Here is a 16,173-nt window from a genome sequence, read left to right as displayed (position 1 = left end):
AATTTGACAATAACATCTAAGTGCTACCAAGTAACTGTAGCATCCTGCCAACCTCAATATCCATTCTCGAAAAGGCAAACCATTTTTTGCCCAAATCTTTTAGTGATGCTCCGATATGGTACAATTCCGTGTTGTCAATAATTAAAAAGCGGTCGTGAGCATCGGAAAAAACCTCAATTTCAATCGGTGGATATTGGCTGTTGTATCGTTGCACATCCAGCCGTAGCTGATTGCTGACAGTTTTGGTATAGATAGTTGCAGTTACATTATTATTCCGTTTGCCCAATAAGGTCAGTACCGTGTCATCTACATAATTATCCAGCAGGATAATAGAGATTTTGGCAGTTCGGATAATATCGGAAATAAATGTATAAGCATCAAAAATCTGCCCGTTGTAGAAAACACCTTTTTCGCTGTGGAGCTTGTCGCTTTCCAAAGCCTTAAAAATGGCTTCAAATTTTTGGTCAGCTTCCAGTTGTTTAATTTCAATCTTATCCAAACGATGAAACAAAGAAGCGTTGCTAATAAGCATTCTTCGCATTTCTACAAAAGCTTCCATAATTTCAACACTGAGTTTAACAGCTATATCTGAACGGAGTATTGCAGAAGCCATTGCGACCCCTTGTTCGGTAAAAACATAGGGCAAATAACGTCTTCCGCCGTAGCTCAAACTTGAGGTTCCAATTTGGAACCTCAAGTTTTCAACTTCCTCTTCGGTCAGTTGAAAACAAAAAGAAACGGGAAATCTTTCAATATTTCTTTTTACGGCTTTGTTAAGGTTCTTTGTTTCCACTTGGTATAATGACGCAAGGTCACTATCCAACATCACTTGTTTACCACGTATGGTATAAATCAGGCTTCTGATTTCCATTGGACTAATGGCAGGCTTATTTTCCATTATTTTTTATAGCTTTTGTTTTTGGGAAACTCAAAGGAACTTTCGGCTTTGTCATTCAATACGATATAAGCATCGAATTTCTTACCTGCCTTGCTTTTCATCCCTTTGATGAGTGAAGTTTTCCTTTTATTGACAAGACTTTCAATATCGGCTATACCGATTTGTACGCCACAGATATTGCGGAACTGCACCCAATTACAAACCTCATTGGGACATTTGACAATCTTGTCACGGATAATGAGTTGCTGGCTTTTGCATTTCGGACAAACCAATTTAGGCAGGTTATTTTGGGCAATGGAAGTTTGCAACAATTCATTGGTAATAGATGAAGCGTAAGTTTCCATTTCCTTTTGAAATGCCCCTACATCTGCTTCGTTGTTCTCGATTTTTTGCAATGCCAATTCCCATTCGGCAGTCATTGCAACGTCAGCAATTTTTCTGTCTTTGACCAATTCATATACCTGTAATCCTTTTTCGGTTGGTATTAAAGACTTCTTTTTCCTTTGGATATAATTGCGTGTAAACAAGGTTTCGATAATTGATGCTCTTGTAGCTGGAGTACCGATACCAATATTTTGAAGGGCTTTCCGTTCCTCTTCATTTTCGATTTCCTTTCCAGCACTTTCCATAGCCGACAAAAGCCCTGCTTCGGTATAAAGCACAGGCGGTTTGGTTTCTTTTTCCAAAACGGTAGCTTCCTTGATTTTGAGTTCGTCGTCTTCTTTCAGTTCGGGTAAATCCTGTACAGATTCTGTATCATCATCAGAGAAACTGCCTTTAATGGAACGCCAGCCTGCTTCCAAAATCTTGCAACCTTTTGCGGTAAAATCGTAATGCAATACCTGTAAATCAACATCGGTTATCTCTTTGATACAGGCTTGTGAAATGGCTTCGAGCAGTCGAAAGGCTATCATATCGTAAAGGGCATTTTCCTTTGCGTTCAGTGCTGACGGGATTTTATCTGTAATCAATAATCCGTGATGATCGGTAACACGCAAATCATTTACGATACGTTTATTGAAACGTCCCCATTTCACTTTTGATACGGCTTGCTTGCAGGTTTCTTTGTCCTGCAAAGCCCTCACTAGGTTGGGAATTTCAGTCCATACATCTTCAGGAATATATTTGCTTCCGGTACGTGGGTAAGTGATAAACTTTTTTTCGTACAAACTTTGGGCAATGTTCAGCGTTTCTTCAGCAGAAAGGTTCAGTTTTTTATTCGCTTCTTTTTGTAAGCCAGTAAGGTCGAACAATAAAGGCGGTTGTTCTGTAACACTTTTTGTCTCTAACGATGTAATTATTGCTGTTCCACTTCGCTGAATGGCTTTCAGAGCATCATCGGCAATTTTTTGGTCTTCCCATTTGGTTTTGGAAATACTTTTAAAATCTAGGAACTCTTTGTTGTGCGATAACTGTATCTGCCAGTATTTCTTTATAGAGAAACTCTTGTTTTTCAGATAGCGTTTGCATATCAAAGCCAATGTAGGCGTTTGCACTCTTCCAAGCGAATAGATACCATTGCCTGCAACAATGCTCAATGCCTGTGTAGCATTGATGCCCACCAACCAATCAGCACGGCTTCTGCCTTGTGCAGACTGATACAATCCATCAAATTCTTTTCCATCTTTAAGATTATCAAAACCCTGTTTGATAGCTTTTTCGGTAAGAGAACTAATCCAAAGTCGTTCAAAGGGCTTGTTACATTTCAGGTATTCATAAATGTACCGAAAGATGAGTTCGCCTTCACGTCCAGCATCTGTTGCCACAATAATGCTATCGCTTCTATTAAAAAGTTGTTCGATAACTTTCAGTTGTTTTAATGCTCTTGTATCGGTGGTATAACCTTTGTCTTTTTTGACCTTGCGAATGGTCAGTAAAAAAGGGTTGGGAAGTATTGGCAGTGATGCTTTGTCAAATCCCGTAATCCCGTAATCTTCGGGCATTCCTAATCCTATTAAATGACCGAATGCCCACGTAACAAAATAGCCGTTACCTGTCAGGTAGCCGTCCTTTTTCTCGGAAGCTCCCAACAATCCAGCTATTTCTCTTGCTACGCTTGGTTTTTCTGCAATGATTGTTTTCATATGTAGATAATATTTGTTTTTTTATGGAATATGGTATCGCCAGATCTTCATTGGTGTTTGCGACAACTTTTGTCATGGCGATTTCATACTTTATTACATTTTTCTGCCTTTGGACTTTGCAGGTGCTTCTGGTTTTTCCTGTTCTTCTTGTTGCTTTTTACTATCAGGATTTTTTTGTCCTGATTTTAATGGCTCTTTGATATTTTTGGTTGCCTCATTGGTTTTGCCTTCTGAATTAACGTCAGTTTGTGTTTTATGGGCTTCAGTAGGTTTTATCCTTTCCTTGTATTGATTGGGAAATTCAAAATTGGTTTTCCCATTTTCTTTATTGAAAGTGATATAGCCTTGATAAGGTTGTCCTTTTTTATCTGTCAATCCGTCAATGTAAATGGTTTGACCGTTTTTGAAATCCTTATTTTGCTCATCGGTAAGTTCCTTACCACGGAATGTTTTTGGAGCTTCCTGTGGTTGATTTTGCTGATTGCTTTGTTGATTGTTCTGTCCGTTGTTTTGCGTTTGCTGATTAGAATTACTTCTATCAAACAGAAACTCAACATAACGCTTGTCCGCATTGAACTGTACTGTTGCCGAAAATTCTGTTCCTTTCGTGGAAATCATACCCTCTAACTTTAGCGGTTTACCCTCCAGCAAAGTTTGCTTTTGAGCATCATCGAGTTTTACGCTCTTAATTTCATCGGGGATTTTTATAAAATCCGTTCGTAATGCCACTAGCTCATTAGTAAGCCTGTCCACACTGATAATGGAAGGCATTAGTTCGCCTGTTTTGGAGTTTTTCAAATCAACTACTCGACCCATATTTCCAGTTTCGAGCAGGTTTTTCTTGTCCTCATTCGTAAACTTGTGTCCGAAAAACTCAAAGTTGAGGTTAGGTTCTTTACGGATGCCGTTCAATGCAGGGACCACTCTTCCGTCTTCCGTTGCCTGTAAAGACAAGCGTACATCTGTACGAAGAATGGCTGTGCCGAAATTGACGCTCACAGGTATAAGCTCATTGGTTTTGTAGCCTTTCAATAAAGGTTCAAGAAGGTTTCTTTTTTCAAGGTATTCCTTACTTAATCCGAGATTGTTCATTGTGTCCCAATCAATCTGTTCCGGCTTGTAACGGTATTCGCTTGTTTCCGGCGTTGTTTGTGCTGTTTCCATATTATTTTGATTTTCTTGTTTACTATTCTGTTTTGATTCGACTTTTACTTCGTGTTCTTTCATCACTTTTTCACCTTTGAGAGTTGGGTTATCTACCTGATTTTGCATTTCCTTTGCTTTATTTACAGCTTCATCAGCCGATACTTTAAAAAATGACAAATTGGTTGGGTTCTTCAGTTGGCTAAAAAAATTGGAGAAGAAGTTGGAAAAGAAATCACCACTTTTGTCCACACGCATAAATTGGTTTTGGTTCTTTTTCGTTGGTTCAACGGTTTCCATTTTCCCGTTTTCGTCAATACTCTTTACTGCTTGGATTTTCATTTTTTCTTTATCCAGCACCAATAATATGTCCGATAGTTGTTCGGGCATTTCCTGTTTATTTGTTATTTCTTTACTCATAATCCGAAAAATTTAAAGTTCGATGCCGAATGTAAAAGAAGCTTTCATTGCATTACCCAAAGTGGCAGTCAAAGGCAGTGTTTGTCACTTATTGGCGTTCAGTTTAGTTACGGAAGGATTAAAACTCTCCCTTATAAACTGATGAACATCAGACAGCTTGTAATACAATTTTCCGCTAATGGTATAATAGCGCAATTTGCCGATTGAGCGGTACCGTTGCAGAGAACGGTTACTGATTTTTAGCATTTGGAGCAAATCCTGATTATCCAACAATTCCTCACCGTCTATACTATTACGTTTCTTTTGTAATTCGTCTATAGTGTCGCCCAGCATATCAAGGCGACCCATTAGTCGTTCCATCCACGCCAAAAATTCCATTCTATCTATATTCATAGGGATATACTTTAAAGGATTCTTCCTATTTTTTATCTGTCTTTAGCTTTCTGCCTTTTTCGATATAGCTTTTGCCTTTTGCCATAAGTTCTTGCACAAATTCATCACTACTCTGTATGGCATTGGCGTTGAGCATATCCTTAATAGCTCCAATAGTATAGAAGTATTGACCATATATTTTTGAATAAGCTATCTCTCCTTTGGTACGCATACGCCAAAGGGTTTTTTCGCTGATATGCAGGTATTGGCATACCTCGTGGTTATTGAGCCAAAGGCCATCATAGCTTTTATCTTCTTGTCTTTTCAGATAGTCGGCAATGGCGTTGATACGGCTGTTGAGCTGTTGCCACGCTTCTTCTTCAATGGTTATTATTTTCATTACACAGCATTTAAAGTTCACTATGCAAAATTGTGAAAGGTGGCAGTGGTTGTCTGCCAATCCTTGCCAATTGGTTTGGCGGTTTTTTGAAAATTTTTATAAATAGAAAAAAACCTTGTCTAATAAGGTTTTAAGGTGTTTGGGGTGTTTTTTGTAACAGGGCTTTGCCAACATTTGCCAATTGGCAGATATGGGCAAAAAAAAAGCAGTACATTTTGTGTACTGCTTTGAATAGGGTACTTTATTTAGTTAAAGCTCTTTGTCCATATACTCTTCGAGTGATAATTTGAGCTGATCTAAAAATGCTGTCCTAGAACCTGTACGGGTTTTCATGCGGTGAAAAGCATGATGCAGATCTCCAAGAGGAACTCGGAAAAGTATCTGAAACAGTAAGCTTATTTTTCGGATACCAATTTTTCCGTGAGAAATAGCTCCTGAAGCATAAAGAGCATAAACCAATTCGATAAGTGCATTTTTGCTGTCTGTCCAAAAAATATCTTTTGTTGATTCAGAGTTTTGTAAAATCACATCGGGATTTTCTTCAGGATTAATTTTTGTTAACAAGTAATTATACAATAATTCGTTTGCTATAATTCGAGCAACTTTATAGTCATAAAAAGTAGAGAACTGAGAATCTATTTCAAATACGAAACTATTAAGTCCATCGTGATAGTTGATGTTGCCAAGTCGGAAGTAAACTTCATCTTTATCAGATCTTCCTGAGCGGTAATATCTATAAAAATCTGAGTTACAAATATGCTCAGCGTATTCTTTTTTCAATTCATGCAAACGGCTTGTAAAATAGGTGTGATATATTTTGCCATTATTAACGGGGCAACCAGTTTCTATACGGTAAACCTTATTGTAATAGATTAGTTTTCCAAGAATTTTCGGCTTAATGGTATGGAAAAAATAGATCTCTTCTTCATCATTTTTAAATCCTTCTTCAATAACGTATTTCTTGACCGTAAATAACAAGTCTTGGAGATACAAGGTCATTTCGCAAGCTTCATCAATCAATCTCTTATTTTGCGATAAAATCTTATCCTCCTTCTTATTAATCTCTAAAATGATGTTTTGTAATGAGTCCTTCATAACTATATTTTTTACGAGGATTACAGCCCTTTATAGTGAATTCCCCTAATTAGGTTACAAACATTAATAAGATAAAAGAAAATATTTCCAATGCGTAACCCAACTTGGGCAATATTTTTTGACGAATTTAATATCCAATATTTTGTTAGTAGTTACTATATCATTAGTCATTCAGAGTATGTTATATTTCAGACTGACTAATGAATCTTAATAATTCTGTTTAACCACAGTATTTTTTTAACTTTTTTTATTGTAGCAACATTCTTGCTTTTATGACTATATTAATTAACGCAACATTATTGCTTTAATTGTGAAAATAAAAAATTATTTACAAAATTTATTAATAACGCTTTTGAGAACTTGTAAATATTTTTTCATCCAAATCAATTCAAAAAAATGTAGTGTCCCTGTTTTTCTTTTTTGAGTAACCTTTTTTGCTTCATTAAGTACCAAATAAAACAATATTGGCTTGGTCTAAATTTATTATGAGAGGTGTAATTATACTCGAAATAGAGACAGTTTTTCGTGAGAAAGAAAGAGACCTCAAAGAATCAAAGACGACAACTGGATTTTTGCAACAACATTCGGTATGTCAAGTCCAAAATTGTCAATGATGCCCAATGTATGGACAATGTTTTAATGCTAAAGGCTACAGGAGGATAAAAATCAATCATAATCTTTATAGACTAAAAGCCTTTTGCTAAATCCGTTTTCTTGATTTTGGACAAAATCAGAGAAAACAGATTGTTTCAATACTATTTTAAATCATCTTTTCTCAATAGACTACAAGTATTAGACGGGTTTTTAATTATATTAAAAACCAATAAACTGCCTCTTTTCGTGAAAATGTAACACAACTTCCGACTTTTGTATAAGAATATGGATTAGCTTCTACTCTAATTTTGCATCATAAAATCATTTAAAATTAAAAAATGCAAAAGACAATTTTTATTACAGGCGCTTCTCGTGGTTTTGGAAAACTCTGGACAGAAGCTTTTTTAAAACGTGGAGATAAAGTGGTTGCCACAGCAAGAAACATTAAATCGCTGGAAAATCTTGCCAAAGAATATCCAGATAATTTCTTGCCTTTACAGCTGGATGTAACCAATCGTGAAGACTGTTTTGCCACGGTTAAAAAAGCACAAGAATATCTGGGTACTCTTGATGTTGTTATTAACTGTGCAGGTTATGGTCTTTTTGGGGCAGTTGAAGAAACAAGCGATGAGGATACCCGCAACTTGATGGAAACCAATTTCTTCGGTTTGGTATGGGTTACAAAAGCAACATTGCCTATAATGCGTCAGCAAGGTAAAGGACATATTATTCAGGTTTCGAGTTTATTGGGCGTAAATCCGCTACCTTTAATGGGAATGTACAGTGCTTCGAAATTTGCAATGGAAGCTTTTAGCGAAACATTGGCGATGGAAGTAAAAGATTTTGGAATAAAAGTGACCATTCTTGAACCAAACGCTTATGCTACTGATTTCACAAGTGTTTCGGCAATTCATGCTGAATCAATGGAAGAATATGGTCCGTTGAAAACAGCTGTTTATGAAGGATTTACGGATGATATTTTTGGAGTTCCCGAAGCTACGGTAAAAGCCGTTTGCAAATTGATTGATTCTACTGAACCACCATTGCGACTGTTTCTTGGAAAACACGGATTGCCAACCGTTTCCCAAACCTATAAAGACCGCCTTGCTACTTGGGAAGAGTGGAAAGAAGTATCGTTTGAAGCACACGGAAAATAATTATATTTACCAATAATACAGCAGAACTTATTTTTTTAGATAAATAGGTTCTGCTTAATTAATTTGAAATGGAACATTACAGCACATTAAAAGAACTTCACACGGCTTATGGATTTCCGCCACCCGAAAACCCACTAATCAGCATATTATTTGATGCCGAAAGAGTGGCTAATTTTGGCAATCATATTCCAGAACATACCTGCGATTTCTATATCATTGCTTTAAAAAAAATGACATCTGGATTAATGAAATATGGTTATGGTAAGACTAAATACGACCACGAAAACGGTACGATGTTTTTTCTGAATCCAAGACAGATTATGGAATTTAGTGATATTGAACAGAAAGTAGAAGGCTATTTATTGTTTATCCACGAGGATTTTCTTAATGGACATTCGTTGCACCAAGAAATAAAAAAACATGGTTTTTTTGAATATGAAGTAAATGAAGCCTTGCACCTTTCGCCAAGTGAAGAAATAATAATTGGCGAACTATTCCAAAAAATACTGATTGAGTATGGTAATAATCAAGATGAATTTAGCCGAGAAATTATGCTATCTCACATTCAATCGCTATTAAAATATGGTAGTCGATTTTATAAAAGACAATTTATCAATAGAACAATATTATCGGGACATACCATAAATAAATTCAATGAAGTACTTGCTGGTTATCTAAAAAAAGATGCTTTGCAAAGGCAAGGATTACCTACCGTTAAATGCGTTGCATCAAAACTTAATGTTTCGCCACGTTATTTAAGTGACCTTTTGAAACAGGAAACAGGTAAAACCGCCATAGATCTTATTCATTTATCCTTAATATCCGAAGCTAAAAATTTACTAAAAACAAATAACCAATCTGTTTCAGAAATAGGTTACGCATTGGGTTTTGAAAATTCGCCATATTTTTCCAAATTATTCAAAAAAGAAGTAGGTATAAGTCCAAAAGAATATAGAGAGCAGTTCTTGAATTAACTACATTTTTTTTGAGCTTTACAGAAAGACAAAACGAGCCTTACAGCAAAGTAATTTGAGAATGTATATTCTACTTTTGTAGGCGTATCAACACAACAAAAAAATTATGGACGCACAACAGGACGATAAATTGAAAACGATAGGCTATTCAGGAATATTCTTGTCTTGCTATAGTGATTATAGTGAAAAATGTATTCACGCTACGCCCGAACACGTTTTGGTTTATTTGTATTCTGGTGAACAAGTTATTGAAGACAGAAACAAAAAAATAAAACTCCAAGCAGGAGATTGTGCTTTTATTAGAAGAGATCATCGCTTGAAAATGTACAAAAACAGCAAAGGCGAAGATTTGTATAAAGGCATTTCGTTGACATTTAAACGCAGTATGTTACGTGATTTTTATAGTAAAATGAATAAATCTGAAATCCCAACTGCTGTAAAAGTTTCAGATAATACGGTATTCAAATTGGACAAAAGTCCTGCCATAGAAAGTCTGTTCCAATCGCTTACGCCTTATTTTGACAGCAATATAAAACCAACGGAAGCTGTAATACATTTAAAATTATTGGAAGGAATTTACGCTTTACTAAACAGCAACGAAGAACTTTACCCCATACTTTTTGACTTTGCCGAACCTTGGAAAATCGACCTTTTGGATTTCCTAAACGGGAACTATATGGAAGAACTTTCAATGGAGCAAATTGCTTCGTTTACAGGACGCAGTTTGGCAACTTTCAAGAGAGATTTCAAAAAGATAAGCAGTCTCACACCCCAAAAATGGCTAATCAAAAAACGCTTGGAAATGGCTTACATCAAACTAAAAGAAGAAGGCAAAAAAGTACAAGACGTTTATATGGAAGTTGGATTTAAAAATCCTTCCCATTTCTCAACAGCATTTAAAAAACAATACGGAATTTCTCCGACAGAAATTTAAAATTGAGCTTTTTAGAAAGATTCTTTGAGCCTATCAGCAAAGTCACTTCGAGGTGTTGTCTTTAACTTTGTAATAATAATTCAGCTTTAAAAAATGGATAGAAAGAAATTTATAACAAACGGAATTATAGGTCTAGGGGCTATTGTTGCTTTGCCATTTGCACTATCAGCTTGCTCAAAAGATGATAACGATGTTTCAACTACAAGCCCAACAAACGGAAGTGGAAACAATACAGATAATTGTGATGTTTCACCAACAGAAACGATTGGTCCGTTTCCTATAAAAACACCAGCCCAACTTGCACAGGCAAATATTATTGGCAATAGAACTGGTGTTCCTTTGCTAATGAATATTACAATTCAAGATCAAAGCAATGGTTGCACACCACTTGCAAATGTTTTTGTAGATGTTTGGCAATGCGACAAAGACGGAAACTATTCGCAATATGGAGGTAATTTTTTGCAAAACACGAACTATACCAATCAAAATTTTCTTCGAGGAAGACAGACTACTAATGCCAACGGACAAGTTTCATTTATTAGTATTTTTCCAGGTTGGTATCCTGGACGAGCACCGCACATTCATGTAGAAGTACTAACGGCTGATGGTGTTTCGCTTTTGGTTACTCAAATTGCATTTACCGAATCTGTTTACTCTCAAGTTTATGCTACTAGCGGATATAATGGTGCTCCAGATAGAACAAACACACAGGACAGTATATTTTCAAATAGTTTAAACAATAATATGGCGGATGCTATAATAGGCAATATATCGGATGGTTTTACATTGTCAAAAATAATTACTGTGGCATAATTCATTTTCAAATATTGTATTAAAGTAGTAGTCTCATTAAGTTAAAAAATCGAAACAATGAAAACAACAACTATATTCGAACGATTAAAGAATGGAGAAACGATATTGCCAAACGACCCCGATGCTTATCGCTTGAGAGAAGCCTCTTTTGCTACTAAAAAGTTATTGGTTCTGATGAATAATTCCTCAAACCCTGAAGAAATCAGAGATTTTTTAAGCCAAATTACGGATACCGAAATTGACGAAAGCGTAACCGTATTTACACCATTGCACATCAATTACGGAAAACATACTAAAATTGGTAAAAATGTATTTATCAATTTTGATTGCGTTTTTTTAGATTTAGGAGGAATTACCATTGAAGATAACGTACTAATAGCACCAAAAGTAAGTCTTTTAACAGAAGGACATTCAACGACAATCGAAGATAGGCATTCTTTAATTCCGAAACCAATTTGCATCAAAAAAAATGCTTGGATTGGTGCCAATGCAACCATCTTCCAAGGTGTTACCATTGGCGAAAATGCGATTGTAGCAGCCGGATCGATAGTTTCTAAAGATGTTCCTGATAATACTATCGTAGGCGGAATTCCAGCGAAAATTATTAAAAATATTCAACCTTAAAAGAGATAATTATGAAATTGAAATCTTTAATAACAGTCATAGTTGTTGTTTTTGCTTTTTCTTTTTGTGCTGCAAGTTGTAGTAATGATGATGATGTATCAACTCCAACCCCAAACAATGGAAACGATACAACTGGCAACGGAAATAATAACACTTCAACTACCAAAATGAAGATAACTATTGGCACAGCAGTTTTTACAGCAACGTTGTATGACAACCCAAGTGCAGCAGCATTCAACACAAGGCTCCCACTTACTATCGATATGACAGAATTGAATGGAAATGAAAAGTACTACGACTTTCCTAGTCCACTTCCAACAAATGCTTCAGTTGGAGGCGATATAAAAGTGGGCGACTTAACACTTTACGGAAACAATGTATTGGTGCTTTTTTATAAAAATTTCAACACGGCATACAGCTACACCAATCTCGGATATATCGATAACCCTACAGGACTTGTTACGGCTTTAGGTTCAGGAAATGTAACTGTAAAATTTGAAAAACAATAAAAATAAAACACTATGAAAAGTAATTATAAAACAATGTTGTTATTAGCATTTACCTCATTGCTAATGCTATCGTGCAACAATAAAAATCAAGAAACAATGGAAAATACAAAACAAGAATTGAACGCTATTTTCCCGAAAGGCGAAAAAGGTTCAAAGGATTTTTTTACAGGCAATGCGTATCCTACTGCTTTAGTAGATGCAGATAGTGTTTACAATACATTGGTTGGCAATGTTTATTTCGAACCTGAGGCAAGAAGTAATTGGCACAGTCATCCTGCTGGTCAAATCTTAATTATTACAGACGGTCTTGGTTATCATCAAATAGAAGGAAAAGAAATTGAAATTATTAAAAAAGGGGATGTTATAAAATGTCCGCCAAACGTAAAACATTGGCACGGAGCAAGTTCCGATGTGGGTTTACATCAATTGTATATAATTCCCAATACTGATAAAGGTATTGTGGAATGGAAAGAGGCAGTAACCGATGAACAATATCCTAAATAGAAAACATACGTTTTTTCTACTATTAATCAAACTAAAAATGTTTTTATGAAAACTTATATCAAATTACATCTTATTGCCATTGTTCTATTCAGCTTTGTGGGATGCTCAAAAGGAGATGACACTAACGGAACAACTCCAGAGCCAGAAAATCCAACTACGGGAAACCCAAATGCAGGAACACCAGTAGAAACCAATTCGGCAAATACAAATTATCCGTCAGCATTTGTGGGTCAAACAAGAGTAAATTCTGTTGTTACCACCACAGCATATAGCACCACTATACTTACCAGTACTTTGAATGCGCCTTGGGGAATTGCTAATCTTCCAGATGGGCGTTTTATTATCACAGAAAAAGGAGGGACAATGCGAATTGTTACCAGTTCTGGAGTTGTAAGTACTGCTATCACTGGAATTTCTTCGGTAAATGCTTCTGGTCAAGGCGGATTATTGGGTTTGTGTATCGACCCGCAGTTTTCATTAAATAGAATGATTTATTGGGTGTTTTCTGAAAATGTAACAGGTGGTACAGTAACTTCAGTTGCCAAAGGCAGATTATCAGATAATGAAACAAGTTTAGAAAACGTAAGCGTCATTTATCGCGCTATTCCCGCAGCAAATAGCACGGCACATTATGGAGGTCGAATACTTTTTGATGCTTCAGGAAATCTTTTAGTGAGTACAGGTGAGCGTTCTGGTATTACAACCCGACCATTGTCACAGTCAGTTTCAGCCGCTTTGGGAAAAATAGTTAGAATTACTACCAACGGAACACCTGCATCAGGAAATCCAACTTTTGCAGGAGGCGGAGCCTTACCAGAATTATACAGCATTGGACATAGAAATCCACAAGGTTTGGCAATACATCCCACTACAGGAGAATTGTGGCAAAGCGAACACGGACCACGTGGTGGCGATGAAATAAACCGCGTACAAGCAGGGTTTAATTATGGTTGGCCAACAATTACTTACGGTATAGAATATGGAGGTCAAACTATTGGTTCAGGTATCCAGCAACAAACCGGAATGGAACAACCTGTTTATTATTGGGATCCAGTAATTTCGCCGAGTGGTATGACTTTTTTTAGAGGTAGCCGAGTGCCCGAATGGCAAAATAATCTCTTCATTGGTGCTTTGAGCGGACAGCATATCGTAAGATTGGTAATCGAAAACAACCGTGTAACCGGAGAAGAAAGATTACTGGCAAACCAAAATCAACGTTTTAGAGATATTACACAAGGTGCTGATGAGGCTTTGTATGCCATTACTGATGGTGGCAGATTGTATAGAATAGGCAGATAGTAAAAAAGAAAAGAATCAAATAGAAAATGTAGAGATGAAAAATAATATCAAAGACAAAGTAGTAATCATTACAGGAGCAAGCAGTGGAATGGGCGAAGTGGCGGCGAAACATCTGGCAGAACTTGGTGCAACTGTGGTACTTGGTGCAAGAAGAGCCGAAAAAATTGAAAAACTAGCAAAAGATATTCAGGAAACTGGAGGAAAAGCACTTGCAGTAACCGTGGATGTAACAAATCTGGAGCAGGTAAAAAAAATGGTTGATACAGCTGTTCAACAATTTGGACGTGTAGATGTCATAATTAACAATGCAGGTATAATGCCTTTGTCCCCAATGGATCGAATTAATGTTGACGAGTGGAATACGATGATAGATGTTAACATAAAAGGCGTACTCAATGGTATTGCCGCTGTTCTCCCTTATATGACAGCGCAAAAGTTTGGTCAGATTATCAATACTTCGTCGGTGGCTGGTCATAAAGTATTTTACGGTTCTGCAGTTTATTCAGCAACAAAATATGCCGTTCGGGCATTGACCGAAGGTTTACGTATGGAGTTGAAACCTTATAATATCCGTACCACAATTGTGTGTCCTGGTGCTGTTAAAACAGAGTTGCTGGAACATATATCCGAAGCAGATATTCAACAGGCGAACAAAGATTATGTGGGAGAAGTAGGGATTAGTCCAGACAGTTTTGCACGGGTGGTTGCTTTCGCAATCAGCCAGCCTGAAGATGTAGATATTAATGAAATTATCTTCCGTCCAACAGCGCAGGAACTTTAATTTACTTTCGTTCCAAATACTGAAAAAGGTATGTTAAATTGAAACGAAGCGGTAAGAGATAAACAGTTTTTAATTAAAAATCAAAATAAAATGAAAAAAGCATTCGCAATTGCAATATTGTTTCTGATAACAGGACAATTATTGGCACAAAACAAAAAAGAAAATTTTAAAAAAATGAACACAACAGAGCATTACACTTTTCAATTAAGTGATAAAGTAACCCGTCAAAAAGTATCATTCAAAAACCGTTACGGAATTACATTAAGTGGAGATTTATATCTTCCAAAAAATGTAGGAAATCAAAAAATAGCAGCTTTGGCAATCAGCGGACCTTTTGGTGCCGTAAAAGAACAATCGTCAGGTTTGTATGCCAACCAAATGGCAGAACGTGGTTTTGCAGTTGTGGCATTCGATCCATCTTATACAGGCGAAAGCAGCGGCGAACCTCGAAATTTGGCTTCGCCAGAAATCAATACCGAAGATTTTAGTGCGGCAGTAGATTTTTTAGGAATTCAAAAAAATGTGGATAGAAATAAAATTGGTATTATCGGAATCTGTGGTTTTGGCGGTTTTGCATTAAACGCAACTGCGGTTGACAAACGTATAAAAGCCGTTGCAACTGCTACTATGTATGATATGACCCGAGTAATGTCTAAAGGATATAATGATTCCGTAACTTTAGAGCAACGCACAAAAATGCTTGAACAATTAGGGCAACAACGTTGGAAAGATGCAGAAAATGGAACATTTGCTTATGGACCAGAAGGCAATAAAGCATTGAAAGGAGATGAACCACAATTTTTAAAAGAATATTACGATTATTATCGCACAGAAAGAGGATTCCATAAACGTTCTGTAAACTCGGGAAATTCTTGGACTGCAACTACGCCTTTAGCGTTTATGAATATGCCAATCTTAACCTACATCAAAGAAATTTCGCCTAGACCCGTTTTGATTATTGTAGGCGAGAAAGCACACTCAAGATATTTTAGCGAAACAGCCTACGAAAATGCGGCAGAACCAAAAGAACTACTAATTATTCCAAATGCTGTCCATACCGATTTGTATGACAAAGTGGATATAATTCCTTTTGCAAAAATAGAAGTTTTCTTTAAAGAGAATTTAAAATAAAAGCAAAATCACAAAAAAAACCGTTGACAATCCGAGGGCACTGAAAAAGTCCCCATTTCCAAAAAACAGCTAAAAAAGCAATGAAATAAGGCTTTAATTTTATTTATTTTTCTTTTTTAGTCGGCTTTGATTTTGTTAGACTACAAGTGTTTATAATAATCAAAAAAGAGCGAAACTGTAGCAGTTTCGCTCTTTTTTATAAAATCTCATTTTCCGTATTATAAGGACTTTTTCAGCGCCCTCGACAATCCATCAATGGTTTTTATCATTTTAAAACTATTTTATGGCTTGTTTTCTAATTCTACTCAAGGCTTCTTTGGTAATATCTAAAAAAGAAGTAGTAACTAGCCCGAAGGGGTTTAAGGAAAAGTTTTGAATTAATGACAAACATTTTTAATTAAAAAGTCTATTCATTCCACGCCTGAACACGCCTTGGTTGAC

At 36.2% G+C, this 16,173-nt stretch carries 16 protein-coding genes; 10 read left to right on the top strand and 6 right to left on the bottom strand.

Annotated features, from left to right (window positions below):
• Positions 1-16 precede the first annotated feature (16 nt).
• The 6 genes from FLACHUCJ7_RS01440 to FLACHUCJ7_RS01415 form a co-directional block, all read right to left on the bottom strand.
• Positions 17-898 carry an ORF6N domain-containing protein gene (locus tag FLACHUCJ7_RS01440; protein ID WP_180907651.1) on the bottom strand — a complete coding sequence of 294 codons (882 nt, stop codon included), beginning with the start codon at positions 896-898 and terminating at the stop codon, positions 17-19.
• Positions 898-2,982, bottom strand: a complete 2,085-nt coding sequence (locus tag FLACHUCJ7_RS01435) for a type IA DNA topoisomerase (protein WP_180907650.1) — start codon at positions 2,980-2,982, stop codon at positions 898-900. The genes FLACHUCJ7_RS01440 and FLACHUCJ7_RS01435 overlap by 1 nt, the downstream gene beginning before the upstream one ends.
• Positions 2,983-3,075: 93 nt before the next feature.
• Positions 3,076-4,545 carry a DUF3945 domain-containing protein gene (locus FLACHUCJ7_RS01430; RefSeq protein WP_180907649.1) on the bottom strand — a complete coding sequence of 490 codons (1,470 nt, stop codon included), beginning with the start codon at positions 4,543-4,545 and terminating at the stop codon, positions 3,076-3,078.
• An 84-nt stretch (positions 4,546-4,629) separates the two neighbouring features.
• Entirely contained in the window at positions 4,630-4,938 is a 309-nt protein-coding gene (locus FLACHUCJ7_RS01425; protein ID WP_180907648.1) for a helix-turn-helix domain-containing protein, read from the bottom strand.
• A gap of 25 nt (positions 4,939-4,963) precedes the next feature.
• A complete protein-coding gene (locus FLACHUCJ7_RS01420; RefSeq protein ID WP_180907647.1) occupies positions 4,964-5,317 on the bottom strand; it encodes a helix-turn-helix domain-containing protein in 354 nt (117 codons plus the stop codon).
• A 249-nt stretch (positions 5,318-5,566) separates the two neighbouring features.
• Positions 5,567-6,412, bottom strand: coding sequence for an RteC domain-containing protein (locus FLACHUCJ7_RS01415; protein WP_180907646.1), 846 nt, complete (start codon positions 6,410-6,412; stop codon positions 5,567-5,569).
• 932 nt (positions 6,413-7,344) lie between these two features.
• Between FLACHUCJ7_RS01415 and FLACHUCJ7_RS01410 the strand changes: the two genes are divergently transcribed.
• The 10 genes from FLACHUCJ7_RS01410 to FLACHUCJ7_RS01365 all read left to right on the top strand — a co-directional run bounded on the left by FLACHUCJ7_RS01410 (position 7,345) and on the right by FLACHUCJ7_RS01365 (position 15,732).
• Positions 7,345-8,163, top strand: a complete 819-nt coding sequence (locus FLACHUCJ7_RS01410; protein ID WP_180907645.1) for an SDR family NAD(P)-dependent oxidoreductase — start codon at positions 7,345-7,347, stop codon at positions 8,161-8,163.
• Between the two features lie 68 nt (positions 8,164-8,231).
• Complete coding sequence (locus tag FLACHUCJ7_RS01405) at positions 8,232-9,137, top strand: helix-turn-helix domain-containing protein (RefSeq protein ID WP_180907644.1); 906 nt, start codon at positions 8,232-8,234, stop codon at positions 9,135-9,137.
• Between the two features lie 106 nt (positions 9,138-9,243).
• Entirely contained in the window at positions 9,244-10,071 is an 828-nt protein-coding gene (locus FLACHUCJ7_RS01400) for a helix-turn-helix domain-containing protein (protein ID WP_180907643.1), read from the top strand.
• A gap of 93 nt (positions 10,072-10,164) precedes the next feature.
• On the top strand, positions 10,165-10,884 hold the full coding sequence (locus FLACHUCJ7_RS01395) for a dioxygenase family protein (RefSeq protein ID WP_180907642.1): 720 nt from the start codon (positions 10,165-10,167) through the stop codon (positions 10,882-10,884).
• Positions 10,885-10,941: 57 nt separating this feature from the next.
• Positions 10,942-11,508 (top strand): DapH/DapD/GlmU-related protein, encoded by a 567-nt coding sequence (locus FLACHUCJ7_RS01390; protein ID WP_180907641.1) that lies wholly within the window; start codon positions 10,942-10,944, stop codon positions 11,506-11,508.
• Positions 11,509-11,519: 11 nt separating this feature from the next.
• Complete coding sequence (locus tag FLACHUCJ7_RS01385; RefSeq protein ID WP_180907640.1) at positions 11,520-12,017, top strand: cyclophilin-like fold protein; 498 nt, start codon at positions 11,520-11,522, stop codon at positions 12,015-12,017.
• A gap of 96 nt (positions 12,018-12,113) precedes the next feature.
• Positions 12,114-12,521, top strand: a complete 408-nt coding sequence (locus FLACHUCJ7_RS01380; RefSeq protein WP_230408776.1) for a cupin domain-containing protein — start codon at positions 12,114-12,116, stop codon at positions 12,519-12,521.
• A gap of 45 nt (positions 12,522-12,566) precedes the next feature.
• Positions 12,567-13,820, top strand: coding sequence for a PQQ-dependent sugar dehydrogenase (locus FLACHUCJ7_RS01375; RefSeq protein ID WP_180907638.1), 1,254 nt, complete (start codon positions 12,567-12,569; stop codon positions 13,818-13,820).
• A 34-nt stretch (positions 13,821-13,854) separates the two neighbouring features.
• Positions 13,855-14,601, top strand: coding sequence for an SDR family oxidoreductase (locus FLACHUCJ7_RS01370; protein WP_180907637.1), 747 nt, complete (start codon positions 13,855-13,857; stop codon positions 14,599-14,601).
• A gap of 90 nt (positions 14,602-14,691) precedes the next feature.
• Positions 14,692-15,732: an alpha/beta hydrolase gene (locus FLACHUCJ7_RS01365; protein ID WP_180907636.1), complete on the top strand. Its 1,041-nt coding sequence runs from the start codon at positions 14,692-14,694 to the stop codon at positions 15,730-15,732.
• The last annotated feature ends 441 nt before the right edge of the window (positions 15,733-16,173 follow it).

It is taken from the genome of Flavobacterium salmonis (assembly GCF_903819435.1).
Classification (GTDB): Bacteria; Bacteroidota; Bacteroidia; order Flavobacteriales; family Flavobacteriaceae; genus Flavobacterium; species Flavobacterium chungangense.
The sequence above is the reverse complement of the archived record's forward strand: the minus strand, read 5'-3'. Positions and strand labels throughout refer to the sequence as shown.

What these genes read in the sequence shown, in the direction of transcription:
- FLACHUCJ7_RS01435 (WP_180907650.1), bottom strand. Translation starts at nt 2,982, where the DNA reads ATGAAAACAATCATTGCAGAAAAACCAAGCGTAGCAAGAGAAATAGCT.
- FLACHUCJ7_RS01430 (WP_180907649.1), bottom strand. Translation starts at nt 4,545, where the DNA reads ATGAGTAAAGAAATAACAAATAAACAGGAAATGCCCGAACAACTATCG.
- FLACHUCJ7_RS01405 (WP_180907644.1), top strand. Translation starts at nt 8,232, where the DNA reads ATGGAACATTACAGCACATTAAAAGAACTTCACACGGCTTATGGATTT.
- FLACHUCJ7_RS01385 (WP_180907640.1), top strand. Translation starts at nt 11,520, where the DNA reads ATGAAATTGAAATCTTTAATAACAGTCATAGTTGTTGTTTTTGCTTTT.
- FLACHUCJ7_RS01440 (WP_180907651.1), bottom strand. Translation starts at nt 898, where the DNA reads ATGGAAAATAAGCCTGCCATTAGTCCAATGGAAATCAGAAGCCTGATT.
- FLACHUCJ7_RS01375 (WP_180907638.1), top strand. Translation starts at nt 12,567, where the DNA reads ATGAAAACTTATATCAAATTACATCTTATTGCCATTGTTCTATTCAGC.
- FLACHUCJ7_RS01390 (WP_180907641.1), top strand. Translation starts at nt 10,942, where the DNA reads ATGAAAACAACAACTATATTCGAACGATTAAAGAATGGAGAAACGATA.
- FLACHUCJ7_RS01365 (WP_180907636.1), top strand. Translation starts at nt 14,692, where the DNA reads ATGAAAAAAGCATTCGCAATTGCAATATTGTTTCTGATAACAGGACAA.
- FLACHUCJ7_RS01370 (WP_180907637.1), top strand. Translation starts at nt 13,855, where the DNA reads ATGAAAAATAATATCAAAGACAAAGTAGTAATCATTACAGGAGCAAGC.
- FLACHUCJ7_RS01415 (WP_180907646.1), bottom strand. Translation starts at nt 6,412, where the DNA reads ATGAAGGACTCATTACAAAACATCATTTTAGAGATTAATAAGAAGGAG.
- FLACHUCJ7_RS01395 (WP_180907642.1), top strand. Translation starts at nt 10,165, where the DNA reads ATGGATAGAAAGAAATTTATAACAAACGGAATTATAGGTCTAGGGGCT.
- FLACHUCJ7_RS01380 (WP_230408776.1), top strand. Translation starts at nt 12,114, where the DNA reads ATGGAAAATACAAAACAAGAATTGAACGCTATTTTCCCGAAAGGCGAA.
- FLACHUCJ7_RS01420 (WP_180907647.1), bottom strand. Translation starts at nt 5,317, where the DNA reads ATGAAAATAATAACCATTGAAGAAGAAGCGTGGCAACAGCTCAACAGC.
- FLACHUCJ7_RS01425 (WP_180907648.1), bottom strand. Translation starts at nt 4,938, where the DNA reads ATGAATATAGATAGAATGGAATTTTTGGCGTGGATGGAACGACTAATG.
- FLACHUCJ7_RS01410 (WP_180907645.1), top strand. Translation starts at nt 7,345, where the DNA reads ATGCAAAAGACAATTTTTATTACAGGCGCTTCTCGTGGTTTTGGAAAA.
- FLACHUCJ7_RS01400 (WP_180907643.1), top strand. Translation starts at nt 9,244, where the DNA reads ATGGACGCACAACAGGACGATAAATTGAAAACGATAGGCTATTCAGGA.